Consider the following 21,306-nt stretch of genomic DNA (forward strand, 5'->3'; position numbering starts at 1 on the left):
GGCCTCGAACTCGTAGATGCGGGCGGCGTTGTCGGTGGTGCTGGTGGGCGTGGTGATGGTGAGTCGGATGTGTCTGGCCTGGGTGGGGGAGACGTCGTGGGTGGTGGTGCTGGCGGTGTTGGCGGTGACGGTCGCCGCCGTGGTCCAGGTGCTGCCGTCGGTGCTGGTCTGGATGGTGAAGTCGCGGGTGTTCCAGGCGGTGTTCTCGCCGCCCGCGCCCGCGTGTCTGACGACGAACCGGCTCACGCTGCGGGTGGTGCCGAGGTCGACCCGCAGCCACTTGTTGCTGCCCGACGAGCACCACTTGTCGAGGTTGCCGCTGGTGGTCGTTCCGTTGACGGCCTTGGCCGGCCGCTCGGTGGCCGAACAGGAGCTGTCGGCGGTCGCCGCCCGGCCGAGCGCGAGGTTGACGGGCGGATCCTGCCCCGGGACGGCGTTGAGCGTGTACCACGCCTCGGTGCTCCACAGCGACTGGCCGTTGCTGGCCGTGAACGGCCGGGGCGATCGGACGTGCACCACCCGACCGGCCTTGAGGCCGTCGATCGCGAGCGTGACCGTCTTTCCGTCCTGCGACAGGGTGGCCGACGAGACCGGCAGGGTCTCCTCGTCGACCTTCGGCCCGCCGTACGCGGCCGTCGCCACGTACCGCCACTGCTTCACCCGGTACCTGGCGGCCAGTGCCGCGGCGGTCGCCGCCGACAGCGGCTGGGTGTATTCGATCTCGAAGCCGTCGGGTAGCGCCCGCATCGCCCGCATGTCGAAGTGGTTGCCGCCGTTCGGGGCGATCTTCTGCAGGCCGTAGCTGAGCTTGCCCTCCTGCCCCCAGTTGCCGCCGCCGTGCAGGCCGCCGGTGTAGATGGCACCGTCGGGGCCGACGCTCACCTCGGACACCCCCGCCTCCAGGCCCTGGGTCATCCTGAACAGCGCCCCCTGGTACTCGCCGTCGACCTTCTCCAGGTAGGCGCGCTGGAGTCCGCCGTAGGTCACGTCGCCGATGAGCATCTGCCCGGCGAAGGGGCCCTGGGTCAGCATGACCGGGGTGCTCGGCGAGTTGCCGATCTCGTTCTGCGGCATCCACAGGACCGGCCGGACCACCGGGTTGTCGTCGAACGGCCCGGGCGGGTTCATGTAGTGGTTGAAGAAACGGCCCTGCTTGACGTGCACCAGCTTCGACGACGGCAGCCAGCCGCCCTGGTTGTCGGTGACGAAGATGTCGCCCTCGGGGCCCCAGCCGATGCCGTGCGGGGTGCGCAGACCGCCGGCCACGTAGTCGACCGCGCCGGTGCTGCGGTTCACCCTGATGGTCGTGCCCCGGTTCGGGGCCGGTTGCGGGTCGGTCGTGGCCCCGCCGTAGTTGATGGACACCGAGAGGTTCAGGTAGAAGTACCCGTCGCGGTACAGCAGGCCGAACCCGAACTCGTGGAAGTTGTTGCCGAACGGCCAGGTGGCCACGGTGCGGTACTGGTCGGTGACCCCGTCGCCGTTGGTGTCGTTGAGTTCGGTGAGCTTGGCCTTCTCCGCGACGTAGATCTTCCCGTCGACGATCTTGAGTCCCATCGGCTCCTGCAGGCCGGTCGCCACCCGCTGCCGGGTCACCTGGGCGGCGCTGGTGCTGCCGGTGACGTTGCCCAGGATCCACACCTCGCCCACGCTGGTCAGCGAGCCACCCCAGGTCGACACTGCCAGCCGGCCGTCGGGGAACCAGTCGAACCCGGTGACCTGCGGCTGGAAGCCGCTCGGGCGCAGGTCGGTCAGGGTGTAGTTCGGATGCACCGAGGTGAGCGGAAGCCCGTCGCCGGGGGAGTCGCCACTGGCCTCGCACTCCTTGCGACCGGGTGCGGCCACCCGGACGACGCCGGCGTCGGTGCTCAGCGCCGAGTTCGGGACGTTCACGAACGTGCCGGAGCCGGGGGTGCGCCACTGCAACGTGAGCTGCTGGCCGCCCGTACGCTCGAAGTGCTCGATACGCAGGGAGTGCTGTCCGACGGTCAGGCCGACCGCGCCGTCCTTCGGCGCCGGGCCGTGTGCGCCGTCGTGGTCGACGACCAGTCTGTCGTCGATCAGCAGGCGCGACCCGTCGTCGCTGACGAGCCGGAAGGTGTAGCTGCCGGCCTGGGTGATGGTGACGTTGCCGAGGACGTGGACCAGGAAGCGGTCCTCGATGCCGAAGTCCGCCGCGCTCGTCCAGTCGATCGTCGGCATGAGTTTGTCGACGTTCGGGGTCTGGCCGGCCTTGATGGTGCAGAGCTCGTCGAGCGGCACCTGGAGGTCGAAGACGCGCAGGGTGACGCCGGGTTCCTGCGGGGGCGGAGCAGCAGCCGCGCTCGGCGGGGACAGCCACGGGCCGGCGACCGCCATGACGGCGGTGAGGGCGCTCGCGATGGGCACACGTGCTCGTCGGGACGGTCCGAGCATTCTCTCCTCCAGGGGAGCGGGACAACGACGTACGTCGTCGGCGCGGCGCTCGGGCTCAGCGGCGGGGCCCGGACATCGAACGGACATCGTTGTCATGTCCTGATGAGTGGCCTGGCACGCCGCTGCCTGGTCAGGCAAACATTATGATTCTTAAATCTAAATGTCTAGATGTTTGCGCGAGATCGTTCCAACTTTCGTCCGGACGGTCAAAAGTCGGCACGCCCGCAACGTTCAGCCGGGTGCCCGGCCACGGCTCGGGGTCGGCGGGGGCCGGTGTCAGCCGAACCCGCTCGACTGGTCGAATGCCGCCGGCGGGGTGCGGACCCGCCCCGACCGCCGCACCGTCAGCGACGGGGGCGTGGGAGGGGTAGGCTGTGGGAGCGGGTACCCGACGGCCGATGACGCGCCCCGACCGCCCGCCCTCTTCCCGGCCTGTGGCTGCCAGCGAATCCGACCTGCGCCGCCCTGTGACATCTTGGAGTACGTCTTGGCAGATATGACGCCGCCCGCCCTGAATCCCTTCGGATCAGAGGGAGACAGGCACACCGATCGCGAACGCGCTCGGACGGTGGACGTCAGCGCGGACGCGATGACCCGGATGCGCACCCCGTTCGACTCCGGCGACACCGACCGCGGCACCGCTGACGAGACCGACCGGCACTAGCCGCGGTTCACCGCTGGGGCCGGACTGTGCAGACTGGGGCGATGTCCGTCGCCGACCCGCCCGCCCACCGCCGTCGTACCCGGGCGATCGTCGCGCTGGTCGCCGCGCTCGCCGTCGCGGTCGCGCTCGGCGCCTGGGCGCTGCGCGACCGGACCGGCGGCGAGGACGCCCCGCCGCAGCAGGACGCCGGGACCGCCTCCGGTGCGGCGTCCGGTGCCGCCCCGACGGACGGCACCCCCGCCTGCGCCGGTCGACCGGCCCGGGCGCCCCGCGAGCTGCGGGGCATGTGGATCACGACGGTGAACAACATCGACTGGCCGAGCCGGCGGGGACTGCCGGCCGAGACGGTGCGGGCCGAGTTCCGGGGCTGGCTGGACCTGGCCGTCCGGCGCAACCACAACGCGGTCTTCGTGCACGTGCGCCCGAGCGGGGACGCGCTCTGGCCGTCGGCGTACGCGCCGTGGTCGGAGTGGCTGACCGGGCGACGCGACGGCCGCGACCCGGGCTGGGACCCGATGGAGTTCATGGTCGCCGAGGCGCACGCCCGCAACCTGGAGTTCCACGCCTGGTTCAACCCGTACCGGGGCGGGCAGCCGGCCACGGTGGGCGGGCCGGGCCCGCGGCTGGACCGGCTCGCGCCGACGCACCCGCTGCGACGGCACCGCGACTGGGTGGTCACCTATCCCAGCGCCGACCGGCCCGGCAGCCGCCTCTACTTCGACCCCGGCATCCCCGAGGCACGCACGTTCGTCGAGGACTCGATGCTGGAGGCGGTCCAGCGCTACGACGTCGACGGCGTGCACTTCGACGACTTCTTCTACCCGTACCCGGAGGCCGGGCAGGACTTCCCGGACGACGCGACGTTCGCCCGCCACGGCCGGGGGTTCGCGGACAAGCACGCCTGGCGCCGGGACAACGTCAACACCCTGGTCCGCGAGATGAGCGAGCGGATCAAGGCGATCAAGCCGTGGGTCAAGTTCGGCATCAGCCCGTTCGGCATCTGGCGCAACGAGCGCAGCGACCCGGCCGGCTCGGCGACCGCCGGGTTGCAGAGCTACGACGACATCCACGCCGACACCCGGCTCTGGGTACGGCGGCAGTGGCTGGACTACGTCGTGCCGCAGCTCTACTGGCACATCGGGTTCGGCAAGGCCGACTACGCCAAGCTGCTGCCGTGGTGGGCGGCCACGGTGCGGGGCACGAGGGTGCAGCTCTACGTCGGCCAGGCCGACTACCGGGTTGGCGAGCGTGGCGCCTGGCGCGACCCGACCGAGCTGACCCGCCAACTCGCCCTCAACCGCCGGTACGGCGTCGACGGCAGCGTGCACTTCAGCGCCAGGCAGGTACGCGCCGACCGGCTCGGGGCCGTCAGCCGCTACAGCGCGGCCCACCACGCCGGCCCGGCGCTGCTGCCCGCGATGGCGCACCTTCCCTCGGCGCCGCCGGCCGCCCCCACGGTCACCGGCGCGCGGCGCGGAAACGCCGGCGGGGTGACGCTGACCTGGCGCGGGGACGGTGCCACGAGCTTCGCCGTCTACCGCGTCGACGGCGACGCGGCCCGGCTCGTCGGCACGGCCCGCAGCCCCGGCTGGGTGGACCGCACCGCCCCGGCGGACCGCCCGCTGTCCTACTGCGTGTCCGGCCTGGACCGCAGCGGCAACGAGGGCCCGCTCAGCGCGCCGATGTCCGTCGGCACGCGATAGCGGCAGCCCGCGTACCGCCCCCGTGGCGGGGCCGGCCGGTTGCGCGGGCTACCCTGCGGCGGTGGTGGTCGGTGCGGACGGGGAGCGGCTGGCGGCGTCGCTGGCCGACCGGCTCGACACGGTCACCTTCACCGACCTGACCACGGACGAGGTCACCGCCCGCCTGATCGACACGGTGGTCGACTGGGCGACGGCGCAGGGGTGGCGGGTCTACCGGCGGGCGTCGAGCGTGCTGCCGTTGCCGCCGCCGATGTCCGCGCAGCAGTCGGTGCTCGACGTGGCCTGTGCCCGCCCGGACGGGCCGCCGGTCGTCGTCGAGATCGACCACGGCACGCGCCGCCGCACCTGGGAGAAGCTGCTCGCCGAAGCCGATGCGGGCCGGGTGCCGCTGTGGGTGCGCTGGGGCGCCGGACGATTCACCGGGCCGCCCGCGCCGATCCTGATGGTGACCTGCGAGGTGAGCAGCCGTACGGACCCGACCGGCCGGGGTCGGGTGCACAGCCGATCACCGCGAGCTGACATGGCGCCGCCCACCCATTCGGCCGTGCGGGTCGAGACGGTGGCCGCCGTCGAGTTGCCGCTGCCGCCGCCCGGGGCCTGAGCCGGGGCCTGTGCCGCGGGTCGGCCGCAGCGTCGCGGCTGCGCACCCGGCGGCGCCAGGTGGCGCTAGACGGCGCGACGCGCGATCGGGGCACCGCGTAGTCATCGCACCGTGCCAGACTGTGATCATGAGCGAGACGCCGAGCTTCCTTCGCCCGTTCGTGCTGACGCCGCCCGCCCGCCGGCACGAGCGGGTGGCGAACCTCGACTGGTACGTACCGGACGCTATCGGTCCGCACCCCGCCGTGGTCCTCGTCCACGGGGGGCCGTTACCGGACGGCCTCCCGACGCCCCGTGACTGGCCGGTCTACCGCGGCTACGGCTGCCTGCTCGCCGACCTCGGCCTCCTGGCCGTCACCGTCGAGCATCGGATGCGCGTCGTCGCCGGTCCGCAGGGCCCCGTCACCGACTGCGCGACGGCCGCCTGCGACGTCGCCTCGGCGGTGGACCGGGTTCGCGCCGACGCGCGCGTCGACGGCGACCGGATCGCCCTCTGGTTCTTCTCCGGCGGGGGACTGCTGAGCACGGACTGGCTGCGGGAGCGCCCTTCCTGGCTGCGGGCGGTGGCGCTGACGTATCCGCTTCTCGCGCCGATGCCGGGTTGGGGCGTCGACCCGCGCTTCGACCCGGGCGTGGCGATCCGGGAGCCGGGTGGGCCCGTACCGCCGCTGCTGCTCACCCGCGTCGGCCGGGAGCGGCAGGAGATGGCCGAGACGGTCGCGGTGTTCCTTGACGCGGCGGGCGACGTCGGCGTACGGGTGGAGGTGATTGACGTACCGGGCGGGCAGCACGCTTTCGACATGCTCGACCACACCGACGAGTCCCGGCGGGCGGTCGACCAGGCGGCCGACTGGGTCTCGCAGCGACTGACCGGTTGAGCTGGTCCTCCCTCCCGCCCGCACCGGCGACCCTCAGAGGTGCGGCGGCGTCCTTCGACCGGATCCCGCCCGTCGCGGGCGTGCTCCAGATGCGGGCGAAGGTCAGTCTGGTTCGGCTACGACGCCATGGTGATGCCCGGGGTCAGCATCGAACCCCTGAAGGCGGCGGCACCCGGGCATCGGTAGCGAAAGGTGCGGGCACCGATTCGCCGGTCATGTCGCCGAGCGCCACCACGATCTTGCGCGGCCCGGTGAAGGGACTGCGCGAGTGGGCGACCAGCATGTTGTCGATGACCAGGATGTCGCCCTCCTGCCAGGTGAACGCGACCGACTCGCGGTCCATCAGGTCCCGGACCTCGGCCACCACGGCGTCGTCGATGACCGTGCCGTCGCCCCAGAAGACGTTGCGCGGCATACCCTGCTCCTCCTCGCAGATCTCCAGCAGCGCGGAACGGATCTCCGGGTCCAGCGCCGACGGGTGGTGCAGCGCCAGCTGGTTGAAGAAGACGGCCTCTCCGGTCACCGGATGGCGCAGAACCGCGTCGGCCTGACGCGAGGTCCGCAAGCCGCCCTCCGCCGTCCACTCGAAGCTCGTTCCCTCCGCGGCGCACCGACGCTCAACCTCAGCGGGATCCTCGGTACCGAAGAAGCGCGACCAGCTGACGTCGACGCCCTCGATGAAGTTGCGGACATAACGGAGCTTCTTGGTAGCGAAGAGCTCGACCAGCTCCGGACGCATACGGGCCAGCACCGTACGGCAGTCGACGATCGGCGTCTGGCCGCCGGAGCGCGGGGCCACGATGCACGAGAAGAACTGTCGCATCGGCCACTGCGGCAGATGGGAACTCTCGTTGTGGAACAGGATCGACAGGTCTTCCGGATACGGCGTCGACTTGTAGACGCGGTTTGACTCGCCCTCTCGCGGGAGGTCCCCGTACTCGCGGTAGAGGGTGGCACAAAGGGCCGAGGCGGCCTCTTCGAACTTCTCCACCGACCCGCCGTGGAAGCCTCGCAGCAGGACCGCGCCGTGCCGCAGCAGCCGGGCTTCGACGGCCTCCCGGTGCGCGCGCAGCCAGCCGGGCAGGTCGACGCCGGGACCGGCCGGCGTGACGAGGACGGGCGTCGATGGTGCCTCGGGCAGGAAACCGAACGTCACCGGGTCTTCCCCGGAGCTCTGCACCGGCCGCCGGTCCACCCCCTCAAGGGAGCGCGGTTTCGACGGCTTGGAAGTCGTTTCGTTCATCTTCTACGTCCTCATTCACTCTGCGTGGCCCCGGGCGTCGTCTCTGTCATGCCTGGAGCTCCCGTCCGATCAGCTCGGCGAGTTGGGCGACCGCTGGCTGCAAGATGATGCCGTGGTGGGTCGCCGTCACCGAAGCGAAGCCTAGCCTCGGCCCTTCGTCAAGGGCTGTCCAAGGAATGCACGGAGGAACCCGGCCCGGCGTCGGGGCGGGCCGTCAGCATGCCAGCGAAGCTGACCCGCGAACCCCGGACCAGCCCTATCGAGCAACGGCTATGAACGGGGCCGCCCAGGTGAAAGACCGAGGTAGTGGTGCCGCCGGCGCTGGGCGGCCGGCCGCCGCACGGGCGTACGCGGACCCCGAGGCGGTCGACGAGTTGCGGTCGGGGCTGCGGCTGACGCCGGCGCACCCTGACTGTCGCGCCGACCGGCTCACCGACCGGTGCCCGGGCCTGTCCGGGCGCGAGGCGACCGCGTCGCGGGCGGCGCTGGCGGCGCACCCGGTGCTGCGCCGGCTGGGCCTGCCCCGGCTCCTCGCGGCGGCGTCCGGCAACCCGCTGGCCCTCGGTGGCGTCGTGCTCGTCCTGGTCGGGCCGCCCGCGATGGACGACGCGACCCAGGTGGAGTCCGGCCGGTGTGATCGTCGATCCGACGTCGGGGAGGCCGTGCCGATCGGCCGCCACCACGTCACGACCGGTCCGGATCTCGGCCTGGGTGTGCCCGACTGACGGGTCGTCGAACCCCCGTTCGCCGCGACCATTAGGTGAGGCTAACCTGGCCTCGATCTCCGGGAGGGGCGTTCGTGGCAGCCGAGAAGACCAGCGGCGGGACGGTCCTGCGCCGTGCCCTGCGCCGCCAGCGCGCTCGCGTGGTGGCCGGCACCGTGCTGCTCTGCACCCACCAGGCCGCCGAGGCCCTCGTCCCGGTCGCGATCGCCGTGATCATCGACCGCGCCGTCGCCACCGGGGACGTAGGGGCGCTGCTGCTCTCCCTGGCCGGTCTCGCCGTCCTCTTCACCGTCCTCGCCTTCGCCTACCGCACCGGCGCCCGCCTGGCGTACGCCGCGCTGGAGCAGGAGGCCCACCTCCTGCGCGTCGAGATCGCCCGCAGCGCCCTCGACCCGCGCGGGAACCGCTCGGGCATGCGCGACGGCGAACTGCTGTCCGTCACCGCCTCCGACGCCGAGCTGTCCGCGCTCGTCGTACGGGTCGCGGGGCTCGGTGCCGCAGCGCTCACCGCCATCGTGGTCGCTGCCGTCGCGCTGCTCGTCGTCGACGTCCCGCTCGGGCTGGGGGTACTCGTCGGCGTGCCGCTGGTGGTCGTCGCCCTGCAGCGGATGGCGCCGTTGCTCAGCCGGCGCAGCGCCGCGCAGCAGGAGGCCCTCGCCGCCACCACCTCGCTCGCCGTGGACCTCGTCTCGGGCCTGCGCGTGTTGCGCGGCATCGGCGCCCAGGGCCACGCCGCACGCCGGTACGCGGCCGCCAGCCGCCACGCCCTCGACGTCACCCTGCGCGCCGCCACCACCAAGGGCCTGCACCTCGGACTCACCACCACGGTCAACGGCCTCCTCCTCGCGGCGGTCGCCGGCGTCGCCGGCTGGCTCGCGATCCAGGGCCGGCTCACCATCGGCGAACTCGTCGCCGTCGTCGGGCTGGCCCAGTTCATCGCCGAGCCCGTGCAGACGCTCGGCTACTGCGTACAGCTGTCCGCCATGGCCCGCGCCTCCGCCGGGCGGGTCGCCCGGGTGCTCGGCGCCGAGCCGCTCACCCGCTCCGGCTCCGCCGCAGCACCCCACCCGGCCCCGTCGCGGCTCGCCCTCGACACGATCGGGTACGCCGGGCTCGACGGGCTGTGCCTGCGGGTCGGCGCCGGTGAGGTGCTCGGCGTGCTCGCCCACGATCCGAGCGAGGCCGACGCGCTGGTGGCGCTGCTGTCCGGCCGCGTGCCCCGGGAGGACTACCGGGGCACGCTGTACGTCGACGGGGTGCCCGCCGAGGGTCTGCACATCGACGCCGTACGCGGCATCCTCCTGGTCGAGCAGCACGACGTGGCGTTGTTCGAGGGGACACTGCGCGCCAACCTCGCCGCCGGCGCCGACGCCGACGAGGCGGTGCTGCGCGCCGCGGTGCGCGCCGCGGCGGCCGAGGACGTGCTCGCGGCCCACCCGCACGGCATCGACCGCCTGCTCACCGAGCGGGGCGCGAACCTCTCCGGCGGGCAGCGGCAGCGGGTCGGACTGGCCCGGGCTCTCGCCGCCGACCCGCCGGTGCTGGTGCTGCACAACCCCACCACGGCGGTCGACGCGGTGACCGAGGCGCTACTCGCCGAGGGACTGGCCTCGGCCCGCGCGGCGGCAGCCCGCGGCACGGTGCTGATCACCAACAGTCCGGCCCTGCTGCGGGTCACGCACCGGGTGGTCGTGATCGACCGTGGACGGGTCGTCGCCGAGGGCCCGCACGAGCAGTTGCTCGCCGGCGACGGCCGCTACCGGGACGAGGTCCTGCGATGAGCGTCGAGTCGACCGCCGCGACCCGGCAACTGCTGCCCACGGCGACCGCCCGGCAGACCTGGGCCGCCCTGCGGGTCGAGTTCGTCCGGCTACCCGGGCTCAGCGCCACCGCCGGCACCCTGCTGGTCGCCGCGTCCGCGACCGGGCTCGTCGCCCCGTGGGTGCTCGGCCGCCTCGTCGACGACGTCATCGCCGGCTCCGACACGCCCCGGATCGTGGCCTGGGCGGGCGTGATCGCGGGCGCCGCCGTGCTCGCCGGCGTCCTCACCGCGATCGGCGCCGCGCTCACGGCACGCCTCGGCGAGACCGTGCTGGCGCGGCTGCGGGAGCGGGTCCTCGACCGCGCCCTGCACCTGCCGTCGGCCACGCTGGAGCGGGCCGGCACCGGGGACCTGGTGGCCCGCGCCGGCGACGACGTGGCCGTGGTGACCAACGTGATCGCCACCAGCGGCCCCGCCTTCCTCGGCGCGCTGCTGTCCATCGTGCTGACCGCGACGGGGCTCTTCGCCCTCGACTGGCGACTCGGCCTCGCCGGGCTCGCCGCGGCACCGGCCTATGCGATGGCGCTGTCGTGGTACCTGAGGCGGTCGGTGCCGTACTACGCGCGCGAGCGGGTTGCCACCGGCGAGCGGGCCCAGGTCATGGCCGGAGCGCTGCGCGGCGCGGCGACCGTGCGGGCCTACCGGACGGAGGACGCACACGTCGGTCGGATCGCCCATCGCTCCGCTGCGGCCCGCGACCTGTCGTTGGAGATCTTCAGCCTGCACATGCGGCTCGGGTTGCGGATGAACCGCTCGGAGTTCGTGGGGCTTGCCGCCGTGCTGCTGGTCGGCTTCCTGCTGGTCCGCGACGACCTGGCCACCGTGGGGGCGGCGACCACCGCCGCCCTCTACTTCCACCGCCTCTTCAACCCGATCGGCCTGCTGCTGTTCCAGTCCGACTCCGTGCTCCAGGCCGGGGCTAGCCTCGCCCGGCTCGTCGGCGTCACCTCGCTGCCTGGCGCCGCCTCGCCCGACGGCTGCGGACCCGCCACCCCCCGACGCCCCGGGGCGGCCGAACCTGGTGGCCCGGGACCCGCGACGCTGGAGGTGGTCGTCGACCGGCACCGCTACGACGACGGGCCCGTCGTGCTGCGGGACGTCACCCTCACCCTGGCACCCGGCGAGCGCGTCGCCCTCGTCGGTGCGAGCGGCGCGGGCAAGAGCACCCTCGCCGGCATCGCCGCCGGGATCATCGCCCCCACCCGTGGCGCGGTCAGTCTGCGCGGCGTGCCGCTGGCGGACCTGGACGAGCACCGCGTACGTCGCGAGATCGCCCTGATCAGCCAGGAGGTGCACGTCTTCGCTGGGACGCTCGGCGACGACCTGCGCCTGGCCAACCCGGACGCCACCGACGCCGAGTTGACCGCCGCCCTCGACCTCGTCGGCGTCACCAACTGGCTCCGTGCGCTGCCGGACGGACTCGACACGCGCGTGGGGGAGGGCGGACGGCACCTCACCGCCGCCCAGGCCCAGCAGCTCGCCCTGGCCCGCCTCGTTCTCGCCGACCCCGCCGTCGCGGTCCTCGACGAAGCCACCGCGGAGGCCGGCAGTGCCGGCGCGCGCGACCTCGACCGCGCCGCCACGGCGGCCACCGAGGGCCGTACCACGCTGATCGTCGCCCACCGCCTCAGCCAGGCGGCGACCGCGGACCGCATCGTCGTGATGGAGCACGGGCGCGTCGTCGAGCACGGTACGCACGGCCAGCTGCTGGAGTCCGGGGGCGGGTACAGCCGGCTGTGGCGTTCCTGGAGCACGCCCGGTCCCGTGCTCGCGAAGGGACGCGACAGCGAGGAACCCGCGGCCGCTCCTCGTCGGCCGCTGGGCGTGTCCCCGGGTTAGCGCGCGACGGCGTCATCGTCACACCGGTCGCCGGTCGCCGGTCGCCGGTCGCCGCACCCGCACCCGCACCCGCACCCGCACCCGCACCCGCACCCGCACCCGCGCCCGCAGCCGGGGCCAGGGTCGGGGCCGGGCCGGGTCGGGGCAGGATGGACACGTGGACATCGAGCCGGTCGACTGCGCGCCCGAGCAGGCGTTCCCGTGGGCGGTCCTGCGGCAGCGCTGGGACGACCTGACGTTCCTGCACTGGGCGGTCGCGCCGGAACTCGTCGCGCCGCTGCTGCCCGCGGGAACCCGCCCCGACACCCTCGACGGGGTCAGCTACGTCGGCCTGATCGGCTTCCGGATGGTGGGGCTGGGCCTCGGCCGTGGGCCGGGGGTGCCGTACCTCGGGACCTTCGCGGAGACCAACGTCCGGCTCTACTCGGTCGACGACACCGGCCGACGGGCGGTGGTGTTCCGTTCGCTCGACGCGTCGCGGCTGGTCCCGGTGCTGGTCGCCCGGGCGACCCTGCGGCTGCCGTACATGTGGTCGGCGATGCGGCTGGAGCGCGACGGGGACCGCTACACCTACCGGTGCCGGCGCCGGTGGCCCGGTCCGGCCGGTGCGACGAGCCGGATGGTGGTGCACGTGGGGGAGCCCATCGCCGAGCCGACCCCGCTGGAGCACTTCGTCACCGCCCGCTGGGGGCTGCACACCCGGGCGTACGGGCGGACGCTGCACCTGCCGAACTGGCATCCCCGCTGGCCGCTGCACCGGGCGGAGCTGTTGCACCTCGACGACGAGCTGGTCGAAGCCGCCGGGCTGCCGGCACCCGTCGGGCAACCGGTCAGCGTGCTGTACTCGCCCGGCGTCGCGGTCCGCTTCGGCCCACCGGTCACCCTGCGCCGGCCGCGGAGTGCCTAAGTCAGGCAGTCATCCGGAACCGCTGACCTTCGGCTGCTGATGGTCGGTCAGCCGGAAGCCGACGCCCCGCACCGCGTCGATGGCCACCCCGGTGCCGAGTTCGTGGAGCTTGCGACGCAGCCGCTTCACCAGGGACTGCACGTCCGCCCGGCGCTCGCGTCCCTCGTCGCGCCAGACCGAGCGGTGCAGCTCGGCGTAGCTCCAGACCCGGACGGGCTCGGTGGTCAGGCAGGCCAGCAGGTCGTGTTCGAGCCGCGTGAGGCCGATCTCGCGGCCCCGGCTGCGCGCCGTCGAGCGGGCCGAGTCGATCAGCAGCGCGTCGTCGTCGGTCGAGCCCGGCGTGCCGGCGGGCGACCGGGAGGAGGGCTCCGGGGGCAGCCGCGGCGGGGCCGCGATCAGCCTGCGCAGCTCGTCGAGGTCGGCCACCAGCAGCAGCGGCGCGACGCCCTCCAGGCGTTCCGCCAGTCGTATCCGCTCGGCCGGCGACGGCGTCACCGCGATCACCAGCGGAAAGGGTTCGTCGGCCGGCTCTGGAGAGCCCGGCGCCGCATCTTCGTCGCGTGCCCCCACAGCACCCACCCGGAAACTACGGGCAGCCTCTGCCCATCTTCGTCAAGACCGTGACCAACATTGGCAAGCTCCCCATTCGCCGGCCAACGCCTAGTGACAGATTGCTTACGGCAAGTTCTTGATCGCCCATTCTTGTCGATCATAGTGTCCACACGGGCAGCCGGCGCGACCCGCGCGGTGCCTGGGGGCGTGGAGGGGTCGGATCCGGATCGTCCGAACGGAGACGAGCACCTGCGCCCTCCACCATGGCTCGTTCCACTCTGGGCCGTTCTGGAGGAGGCACCACCGATGTTCACACATCCACCCACGAGGCGCTGGGCCAGATCTCTGGTCAGCGCCGGTGCGGCGATGATCCTGGCCGCGACAGGTCTGGCCGCGACCGGGTCAGCCGCACAGGCCTCCCCGTCCGACAAGATCCGTCCCGAACTCACGAAGGAACTCCAGGGCAAGACCGAGGGCGACTTCTGGATCCGCTTCAAGGACCGGGCGGACCTGGGCCAGGCCGCCGCGATCGAGGACTGGGCCAAGCGCGGCACCGCCGTCGCCGACGCGCTGAAGAAGACCGCCGCCAGCAGCCAGTCCAAGATCCGCGCCGAGCTCGACGGCTCCGGAACGAGGTACGAGACCTTCTGGGCGACCAACGCGATCAAGGTCAGCGGCGGCTCCCTGACGATGGCGCAGAGCTTCGCCGCGCACGCCGAGGTCGAGGGCCTGTACGCCCCGGTCGCCTACGAGGTGCCCGAGGTCACCAAGGGCACCGCCGAGAAGACGGTCAACGCCCTCGAGTGGGGCATCGCGAACATCAACGCCGACGACGTGTGGTCCCAGTACGGCGCCAAGGGCGCCGGCATCACGGTGGCCAACATCGACACCGGGGTGCAGTTCGACCACCCGGCGCTGGTGAACTCCTACCGTGGCAACAACGGCGACGGCACGTTCGACCACAACTACAACTGGTTCCGCGCCGCCGGCACCTGCGCCGCGCCCTGCGACACCAACGGCCACGGCACGCACACGATGGGCACGATGGCCGGCGCCGACGGAGCCAACCAGATCGGTGTCGCCCCGGACGTGAGGTGGATCGCGGCCAACGGCTGCTGCCCGAACGACGCGGCGCTGGTCACCTCCGGTCAGTGGATGCTCGAACCGACGGACCTCAACGGCCAGAACCCGGACGCCAGCAAGCGGCCGAACATCATCAACAACTCGTGGGGAACCACGCTGCCCTCCAACGACCCGTTCATGGAGGACGTGACGCTGGCGTGGACCGCGTCGGGCATCTTCGGCGTCTGGTCCAACGGCAACAGCGGATCGGCGTGCCAGACCAGCGGCTCACCGGGCAGCCTGGTCAGCAACTACTCGGCGGGCGCCTACGACGTCAACAACAACATCGCCAGCTTCTCCTCCCGCGGCGCCGGTCAGAACGGCGAGATCAAGCCCAACATCGCGGCGCCCGGCGTGAACGTCCGGTCGAGCATTCCGGGCAGCGGCTACGCCAGCTACAACGGCACCTCGATGGCCGCTCCGCACCTCGCGGGCGCGATCGCGCTGCTGTGGTCCGCCGCGCCGGCGCTCGTCGGCGACGTCGACGCCACCCGCGCGCTGCTCGACGGCTCGGCGGTCGACAAGGCCGACGCGCAGTGCGGTGGCACCGCGGACGACAACAACGTGTTCGGTGAGGGCCGGCTGGACGCGCTCGCACTGCTCGAGGGCGCCCCGATCGGCGACACCGGCACGCTGGCCGGCAAGGTCACGGACGCGGCCACCGGCGCCCCGGTCCCCGGCGCCACGGTTACCCTGACCGGCGCGGCGGACCGCGAGCTGACCACCGGCGCCGACGGGACGTACTCGTCGCTGCTCCCGGTCGGCGACTACCAGGTCGCCGTGGCGGCGTTCGGCTACCAGGCGAAGACCACGCCGGCTGCGGTCGCCCGCAACGCGACCACGACGCTCGACGTGGCGCTGACGGCGGTGCCGAGCGTCACCGTCAGTGGAACCGTCACCGACGGCTCCGGGCACGGCTGGCCGCTCTACGCGAAGGTCACCGTGGAGGGCCAGTCGGGCGTGTCCGACTACACCACGCCCGTCAACGGCCGCTACACGCTCAAGCTGCCGGCCGGCAGCACCTACGACCTGAAGGTCGAGCCGCAGTACCCGGGCTACCAGACGGTGACCAAGCAGGTCGTCGTCGGCACCGGCAACGCCACGGCCAACGTGGCGGTGCCGGTGCCGACCAACGCCTGCACGACCGCACCCGGATACCGGTTCGGCTCCGACGGCGAGTACGAGACCTTCGACGGCAGCACCGTGCCGGCCGGCTGGTCCGTGGTGGACCACGCCGCCAGCGGCCAGGTCTGGAAGTTCACCGACGACGGCGCCCGGGGCAACCTGACCGGGGGCACCGGCAACTTCGCGATCATCGACAGCGACGAGTACGGCTCCGGCGGGAAGCAGGACACCTCGCTCGTCAGCCCGGTGGTGGACCTGACCGGCGTCACGGCACCGGTCATCCGCTTCAACCAGGACTACAACTGGCTGGGCAGCGACCGCGCCGACGTCGACCTCAGCCTCGACGGCGGGACCACGTGGACCAACGTGCTCCGGCAGGCCGCCGACGTCCGTGGTCCGAAGGTCACCGAGATCGCCGTCCCGCAGGCCGCCGGCCAGGCCCAGGCCCGGGTCCGGTTCCGCTACTACGACGCCTCGTACGAGTGGTGGTGGTCGGTCGACAACGTCCTGATCGGCAGCCAGATCACCTGCGAGCCGATCGACGGCGGCCTGGTGCTCGGCCACGTCCGCGACAGGAACGACAACGGCTACGTCGACGGCGCCACCGTCATCAGCGACGACCGGCCGACGGAGAAGGCCACCACCGTGGCGACCCCCGACGACACGGGGTTGGCGGACGGCTTCTACTGGCTGTTCTCGACGCTGACGGACACCCACAGGTTCACCGCCCGGGCCGGCGACTACGTCAGCCAGAGCAAGCAGGTCGACGTCCAGGCCGACTGGGCCACCGCGGCGAACTTCCAGCTCGCGGCCGGCCGGCTGTCGGTCAAGCCGGCCCAGGTGACCGGGACCGCCCGGATGCCCAGCGGCAAGGTCACCAAGTCGTTCACGGTGACCAACACGGGCGGCGCCCCGGTCGCCGTCGAGTTCAGCGAGCGCGCCGGCGGGTTCGAGCTGCTGCGGGCCGACGGGTCCCGGATGAGCAAGCAGGAGGTGCTCGGCTCACCCGGTGCGCCGGTTCAGCGGCTCCAGGTCCCGACCTCGTTCGCGGCGAGGACGTCCGGCAAGTCGACGGCGGCGACCTCGCCCGAGGCCGGTCCGCAGGCCGCGCCCTGGACCGACATCGCCGACTACCCGGCCGTGGTGATGGACAACCGGGTGGTCAACCTGGGCGGCAAGGTGTACTCCATCGCCGGCGGCACCGGATCGGCGTCCTCGGCGAAGAACTACGCCTACGACCCGGTCGCCCAGACCTGGACCCCGATCGCCGATCTGCCCGGCGCGCGTACCGCCATGACGGTGGGCGTCCTGGACGGCAGGATCGTCGCGACCGGTGGCTGGGGCACGGCCGGCCCCGACGGCACCACCTGGTCGTACGACCCGGCGGCCGACACCTGGACGGAGAAGGCCGACAATCCCGCGCCGCGCTCCGCCGCCGGCCAGGCGGTCGCGGGCGGCAAGCTGTACGCCGTCGGCGGCTGCACCACGGCGTCCTGCACGCCGATGTCGAACGACGTCGTGCGCTACGACCCGGCCGGCGACAGCTGGGAGACGTTGGCCGACTACCCGAAGTCGGTGGCCTTCCTCTCCTGCGGCGGGATCGACGGCATCGTCTACTGCACCGGAGGCAACGACGGCTCCGCGGCGCAGAAGGCGAGCTACGCCTACGACCCGGGCGCCGACACCTGGACGGCCATCGCGGACGCGCCGGCCGACAACTGGGCCAGCTCGTTCGCCGTGGCCAACGGCAAGTTCCTGGTCGTCGGCGGCTCGCAGGGTGGTGCCATCACCAACGTCGGCTTCGCCTACGACCCGGCCACCTCCTCCTGGTCGAGCCTGCCGAACGCCAACACCGCCCGCTACCGCGGCGGCGCGGCGTGCGGCTTCTACAAGGTCGGCGGTTCCTCCGGCGGCTTCACCGCGACGCGGGACAGCGAGGTGCTGCCCGGGTTCGAGGAGTGCGCCGCCAGCACCGCCGACGTCAGCTGGATGACGATCGACAGGACGGCGGCCACCCTGGCGCCGGGCCAGGCCGTCACGGTCAACGTCGGCATGACGGCGAACGTGGACCAGCCCGGCACCTACACCGCCTCGGTCGCCATCAAGGAGAACACCCCGTACACGGTGGAGCCGGTGGCGGTCACGATGAACGTGCTGCAGCCGACGACCTGGGGCAAGCTGATGGGCACGGTCACCGGGACGAGCTGCCAGGGTGCCGGCTCGCCGATCCCCGGAGCCATCGTCCAGGTCGACTCGTGGGCGATGTCCTGGACGTTCGCCACCGACGCCGAGGGCAGGTACGCCTACTGGATGGACCGCCGGAACAACCCGTTGACGATGATCGTCGCCAAGGACGGCTGGAAGCCCCAGACCCGGCAGACGAGGATCAACACCGCCGCACCCACGGTGGAGGACTTCGCGCTGTCACCCGTGCGCTGCTGACACCGACCGTCGGCTGACAGGTCCGGCCCGCCTGGTTTCCGACCAGGCGGGCCGGACCGCGTCGGCCCCGGCAGCCCGTGCGTCAGACGGGGGCGAGGCGGAAGCCGACCCCACGGACCGCGTGGATCGACGCCGAGGCGTCCAGCCGGGCGAGCTTGTGCCGCACCCGGCGAACCACCGAGTGCATGTCGGAGCCCCGCCCGAGGTGCACGTTGCCCCAGACCGCGAGGTGCAGCCGCTCGTAGGTCCAGACCTGTCCGGGCGCCTCTACCAGGCAGCGCAGCAGGTCGTGCTCCAGTCGGGTCAGCTCGACCTCGCGGTCCAGCCAGCGCAGCACCCGTCGGTCGGAGTCGACGCTCAGGTCGGCCGGCGGTGGGGTCACGGGGCCCGCCACGGGCTCGGCCGGCGCGGCGGGCGCCACCGGCGCCACCGGCGCCACCGGGGGCGTCCCGGCTACGCCGAGGAACGTGCGCGCCTGGTCGACGCTCGAGACGATCAGGAACGCCTCGGTCCCGCCGAGCAGACGTGCGAGCCGCCTGCGTTCGGCCGGCGAGGAGGCGATGCCGATGACCAGCGGAGCCACCCCCCTCATTGCCACCCCTTCCGGTGCCCCACCACGGCGGGACGATTCTCGCCACGACGTCGATCGATGGGTCCACTGACCCTAGTGACGTCGCGTCTCGCTGCGGTTAAGACAGTGACACGTAGGCGTCCATAAATTGCTTGCACTCCCCGGTCGGAGCAGGGGCGGGGCCCTTCACGTGGGCTTGCCCCGTCTGATGAGGGCGGCGAGGGCGTCCGGCGACCGGCAGCGCCCGACCTCCCGCCCGTACGCCCTGAGCCGACCCGTGCCGGAGCCCGTCCGCGGCGACCGGTCCTGCCCGGCCACGTCTAAACGGGCGCGGGTGGACGCGGCCCGGGGCACGGCGACCGGCTCAGGCGCGGGCGGGCGACCAGCCGGCGGGAACGAGCCGGGGTGGCGTCGGCGCCCTCGCCCTCGCCCTGGAAGAGGAGCCCGTCCCGGTCCGCAGCCACGATCCGATCGACGTAGACCCCCGCCCCTGGCTGGAGACGTCGGTGGTGCTGCTGAGACGCAGGTGGGTCGCCCGCTCGGGCAACTACGGGCTCCTGGCGGCCCGGCGCAGCGCCGCCGCGCTGTCCTACGTGGACCTCGCTGGCACCGTCCAGGGTGCAGACCACGCGCCTCGCCGCGTCCACTTCGATCCGGCAGGAGGCTGGCGCGAGCTACCGGATCGAGGGCGAACTCAGCAGGCCCGAGGCGCTCGCGATCGCCCGCTCGCTAAAACAGGGCGCCACTGTCGCCGGGACGTTGATACCTGCGCGGTATGAAGATGCCTGGGTGGTATCGAGACGACGGGGATTGCACCGCCGGCACGTCGAGGATCCGGCGCAGCGGTTGCGGTTCATGAACGGACCGTAGGGGTAATTGTGCCGGTGCCGGCCCGGGTGTGCACCCGGCGTGCCGATCCCGTGGCCCGCGCCGGGACCTGGTGGAGTCGGCCGGTGTCCTGACCGTGCACGCACGAGTGGGACGTCGGGAGGCATGGGATGGGTGCAGGACGCGGGGTGTCGCTGGCAACGGTGCTGCTGTTGGCGGGGTGCACGACGGCAGGGCAGCCGGCCGCGCCGGCCGCCGCCCCACAGAGCGCGCCGCCGACGGGCGCGCCGTCGGCTGCGGCCCCCGGCTGCGGCTCGCAGGTGGAGACGGGGCCGCTGCCCGACTGGGCGGACGCCGGGTTCAGCGGGAGCACCCGGATGCCGCACGTCCTCGGCGCGAGCGGCGAGATCGTCGCGGTGCTGTTCGGACACCCGCTGACGCGGGTGAGGAGGAACGGGACGAACAACAAGATCCTCTGGGTCGCCCGCCCCACCACGACAAACCCCGCCGTAGCCGCAGGTGGTCCCCTGCGGATCACCGCGACCCTGCATGGCAGCGGAGCCCGGGTGACCCGGGAGGTCGCCGGCGGCCCTGGTCCGTCGATCGTGGACCTGCCGCAGGCCGGCTGCTGGCGCTTCGAACTGCGCTGGTCCGGGCGCACCGACGTGATGGACCTCGTCTACGGGGACAGCTGACGGCCCGGGCAGGGGAGCGCCCCGTCCGCCGGGCCGCCGCCCGGTCCACCCGATCCATCGGCAGGGCCGGGTCGCCGGGCGGGAAGCGACCGGGGCGGGCGGTGGCGACGCACCCGCCCGCCCCGGGGCGCCCTCGCCGTGGTGCGGTGCGGGTCGACGGGCTGCGGTCAGGGGGCGCAGCCGGTGAGTTCGGGGCTGGACGGGGTGCCGGTGGCGGGTCCGAAGAAGAGCAACGCGCAGGCGCTGAAGAAGGCCGGGTTCTCCTCGGCGATCCAGTGGCCGGTGTCGGGGGCCACGACGGTACGCACGTCGGTGGCCACCTGCTGGTAGGAGGCGGCGACGGCCGGCCCGAAGACGGAATCGGCTCCCATGGCCAGCACGGGAATGGTGAGGCGCTTCGCCTGCGCGTGGGCCTGGTTGTCGGCGGCGTCTTCCTTGAACGCCCGGTAGTACTCGTATCCCGCCGTCCGCTTCGCCGGGTCGGAATACGCGCGGTGGTAGACGTTGCGGTCGATCGCCTCCGGGTGCTGCGCCCGGTCGAAGAGCATTCCGAGATACGTCGGGACGTCCTCGTTGTCCATGATGCGCTCCGGGATGGGCGCGGGTGAGGCGTTGAACAGGAAGTGCCAGCTGATCCCGTAGAAGTCCTCCAACCCGAATCCCGGCAGCGGGCTTTCGACGACGCCGATCCGGGTGACCTCGGTGGGGAAGTCGCGGGCGTAGTTGTACGCGACCATCGCGCCGAGATCGTGGCCGATCAGGGCCACCTGCGTGAAGCCGAGCTGGTTGACCGCCTGGCGGATCCGGCGGGCGGTGGTGGCCTTGTCGTAGCCGCCGGCCGGAGCCGTGGAGGCGCCCAGGCCAGGCAGGTCGAACGTGATGACGGTGTGCTGCCGGGCGAGGGAGGGCAGCACCTTGTGCCACACCCACGACGTCTGCGGCCACCCGTGCAGCAGCACCAACGGCGAGCCGCTGCCGGTCCTGGTGTAGCGCAGGGTCGCGCCGTCGACCGTGACGTTGCCCTGTCGTACGCCCTGCCCGCCGACGGTCGCCGCGGCCAGCTCCGGCGTCGGGGTGGGCGCGACGGCCGCGGCACCGGCGCCCGCCGCGCCGACGAGCGCCAGTCCGAGCGCGGCCACGACGGCGATCCGCCCGCCTCGACGACGCGAATCACG

General features: G+C 72.8%; 15 protein-coding genes. 9 read left to right on the forward strand and 6 right to left on the reverse strand.

Annotation, left to right across the window (positions count from 1 at the left end):
• Positions 1 to 2,388 (reverse strand): discoidin domain-containing protein (locus tag KBX06_RS21570; RefSeq protein WP_374225667.1); only part of this gene is annotated, 2,388 nt, incomplete at its 3' end.
• Between the two features lie 732 nt (positions 2,389 to 3,120).
• Here KBX06_RS21570 and KBX06_RS21575 point away from each other — a divergent pair.
• From KBX06_RS21575 to KBX06_RS21585, 3 genes are all read left to right on the forward strand, one after another.
• Positions 3,121 to 4,782, forward strand: a complete 1,662-nt coding sequence (locus tag KBX06_RS21575) for a glycoside hydrolase family 10 protein (RefSeq protein WP_210837961.1) — start codon at positions 3,121 to 3,123, stop codon at positions 4,780 to 4,782.
• Positions 4,783 to 4,843: 61 nt separating this feature from the next.
• Positions 4,844 to 5,383, forward strand: coding sequence for a hypothetical protein (locus KBX06_RS21580; protein WP_210837963.1), 540 nt, complete (start codon positions 4,844 to 4,846; stop codon positions 5,381 to 5,383).
• A 127-nt stretch (positions 5,384 to 5,510) separates the two neighbouring features.
• Entirely contained in the window at positions 5,511 to 6,260 is a 750-nt protein-coding gene (locus KBX06_RS21585) for an alpha/beta hydrolase (RefSeq protein ID WP_210837965.1), read from the forward strand.
• Between the two features lie 142 nt (positions 6,261 to 6,402).
• Here the strand turns inward: KBX06_RS21585 and KBX06_RS21590 are convergent, their stop codons facing one another.
• Complete coding sequence (locus KBX06_RS21590; protein ID WP_210837967.1) at positions 6,403 to 7,455, reverse strand: TauD/TfdA family dioxygenase; 1,053 nt, start codon at positions 7,453 to 7,455, stop codon at positions 6,403 to 6,405.
• Between the two features lie 338 nt (positions 7,456 to 7,793).
• Here KBX06_RS21590 and KBX06_RS21595 point away from each other — a divergent pair, with 338 nt between their 5' ends.
• The 3 genes from KBX06_RS21595 (at position 7,794) to KBX06_RS21605 (ending at position 11,889) form a co-directional block, all read left to right on the forward strand.
• Entirely contained in the window at positions 7,794 to 8,228 is a 435-nt protein-coding gene (locus KBX06_RS21595) for a hypothetical protein (RefSeq protein WP_210837969.1), read from the forward strand.
• 74 nt (positions 8,229 to 8,302) lie between these two features.
• On the forward strand, positions 8,303 to 10,009 hold the full coding sequence (locus tag KBX06_RS21600) for an ABC transporter ATP-binding protein (protein WP_210837971.1): 1,707 nt from the start codon (positions 8,303 to 8,305) through the stop codon (positions 10,007 to 10,009).
• Complete coding sequence (locus KBX06_RS21605; protein ID WP_210837973.1) at positions 10,006 to 11,889, forward strand: ABC transporter ATP-binding protein; 1,884 nt, start codon at positions 10,006 to 10,008, stop codon at positions 11,887 to 11,889. The genes KBX06_RS21600 and KBX06_RS21605 overlap by 4 nt, the downstream gene beginning before the upstream one ends.
• A gap of 18 nt (positions 11,890 to 11,907) precedes the next feature.
• Here KBX06_RS21605 and KBX06_RS21610 read toward each other — a convergent pair whose 3' ends face one another.
• The gene (locus tag KBX06_RS21610) at positions 11,908 to 12,054 is read right to left on the reverse strand and encodes a hypothetical protein (protein ID WP_210837975.1); all 147 of its coding nucleotides are present in this window, start codon (positions 12,052 to 12,054) and stop codon (positions 11,908 to 11,910) included.
• Here KBX06_RS21610 and KBX06_RS21615 point away from each other — a divergent pair.
• Complete coding sequence (locus tag KBX06_RS21615; RefSeq protein WP_210837977.1) at positions 12,047 to 12,796, forward strand: YqjF family protein; 750 nt, start codon at positions 12,047 to 12,049, stop codon at positions 12,794 to 12,796. The two genes, KBX06_RS21610 and KBX06_RS21615, sit on opposite strands and share 8 nt — an antisense overlap.
• A gap of 9 nt (positions 12,797 to 12,805) precedes the next feature.
• Here KBX06_RS21615 and KBX06_RS21620 read toward each other — a convergent pair whose 3' ends face one another.
• Entirely contained in the window at positions 12,806 to 13,300 is a 495-nt protein-coding gene (locus KBX06_RS21620) for a winged helix-turn-helix domain-containing protein (RefSeq protein WP_307854711.1), read from the reverse strand.
• Positions 13,301 to 13,654: 354 nt separating this feature from the next.
• Between KBX06_RS21620 and KBX06_RS21625 the strand changes: the two genes are divergently transcribed.
• The gene (locus KBX06_RS21625) at positions 13,655 to 18,037 is read left to right on the forward strand and encodes a S8 family serine peptidase (protein WP_210837981.1); all 4,383 of its coding nucleotides are present in this window, start codon (positions 13,655 to 13,657) and stop codon (positions 18,035 to 18,037) included.
• Between the two features lie 82 nt (positions 18,038 to 18,119).
• On the opposite strand, the gene KBX06_RS21630 is transcribed toward KBX06_RS21625, so the two are convergent.
• Positions 18,120 to 18,629: a winged helix-turn-helix domain-containing protein gene (locus KBX06_RS21630; RefSeq protein WP_210837983.1), complete on the reverse strand. Its 510-nt coding sequence runs from the start codon at positions 18,627 to 18,629 to the stop codon at positions 18,120 to 18,122.
• A gap of 977 nt (positions 18,630 to 19,606) precedes the next feature.
• On the opposite strand from KBX06_RS21630, the gene KBX06_RS21635 reads away from it, so the two are divergent.
• A complete protein-coding gene (locus KBX06_RS21635; protein ID WP_210837985.1) occupies positions 19,607 to 20,131 on the forward strand; it encodes a hypothetical protein in 525 nt (174 codons plus the stop codon).
• 167 nt (positions 20,132 to 20,298) lie between these two features.
• Here the strand turns inward: KBX06_RS21635 and KBX06_RS21640 are convergent, their stop codons facing one another.
• Positions 20,299 to 21,270, reverse strand: coding sequence for an alpha/beta hydrolase (locus tag KBX06_RS21640; RefSeq protein ID WP_307854712.1), 972 nt, complete (start codon positions 21,268 to 21,270; stop codon positions 20,299 to 20,301).
• Positions 21,271 to 21,306: the final 36 nt, after the last annotated feature.

The sequence above is a fragment of the Micromonospora sp. C31 genome, from assembly GCF_018070575.1.
GTDB lineage: Bacteria > Actinomycetota > Actinomycetes > Mycobacteriales > Micromonosporaceae > Micromonospora.

Coding starts and splice junctions, on each gene's coding strand:
- KBX06_RS21625 (WP_210837981.1), top strand. CDS start 13,655: ATGTTCACACATCCACCCACGAGGCGCTGGGCCAGATCTCTGGTCAGC.
- KBX06_RS21630 (WP_210837983.1), bottom strand. CDS start 18,629: ATGAGGGGGGTGGCTCCGCTGGTCATCGGCATCGCCTCCTCGCCGGCC.
- KBX06_RS21605 (WP_210837973.1), top strand. CDS start 10,006: ATGAGCGTCGAGTCGACCGCCGCGACCCGGCAACTGCTGCCCACGGCG.
- KBX06_RS21585 (WP_210837965.1), top strand. CDS start 5,511: ATGAGCGAGACGCCGAGCTTCCTTCGCCCGTTCGTGCTGACGCCGCCC.
- KBX06_RS21575 (WP_210837961.1), top strand. CDS start 3,121: ATGTCCGTCGCCGACCCGCCCGCCCACCGCCGTCGTACCCGGGCGATC.
- KBX06_RS21610 (WP_210837975.1), bottom strand. CDS start 12,054: ATGTCCACGTGTCCATCCTGCCCCGACCCGGCCCGGCCCCGACCCTGG.
- KBX06_RS21635 (WP_210837985.1), top strand. CDS start 19,607: ATGGGTGCAGGACGCGGGGTGTCGCTGGCAACGGTGCTGCTGTTGGCG.